This is a genomic window from Campylobacter sp. BCW_6463 (genome assembly GCF_001762785.1).
GTDB classification, from domain to species: Bacteria; Campylobacterota; Campylobacteria; order Campylobacterales; family Campylobacteraceae; genus Campylobacter_D; species Campylobacter_D jejuni.
The window spans coordinates 1-445 of record NZ_MJXL01000043.1; the positions used below are offsets into that span (position 1 = coordinate 1).

General features: G+C 27.2%; 1 protein-coding gene. It reads left to right on the forward strand.

Annotated elements, in window-relative coordinates; all coding sequences use genetic code 11:
• Positions 1-445, forward strand: a 445-nt coding sequence (locus tag AJ884_RS04945) for a hypothetical protein (RefSeq protein WP_070233616.1), incomplete at both ends; no start/stop codon positions are given.

Genomic DNA, 445 nt, shown 5'->3' on the forward strand with positions numbered 1-445 from the left:
ATAAATATGAAACTTTCTATGTTGAAGACCAAGGAAGTATTAGACTTAGTTATTCTTTTGATAATGAAAAAGAAGCAATTGATAAAATGCTACAAGAAAATTATCGGCATAAATGCTACAATAGGAAAGATATTAAAGAAAATATCACAAAAGAAGCAACATTAAGAATTATTAAAGAAGAAAAGTTAGAAGTGATTTGGTATGATGAAGCACTTAAACCTTTATGCGCAGGTATTAAACATGATAAACAAAGAGATAAATATATTTCTTTTATCACTAATGCTAAAGCAGAGCTTATAGAATGGAAAAGTATTGAGTTTGATGGGGAAGTTGTTGTATTTTTAGAAAAATACAATTACACTTCTACCTATAATGATGAATTTATAGCCCTTTATGCTCTTATCAATCGTGCTAGAATGATTAAACAAAATAGAATTAGCTTTGT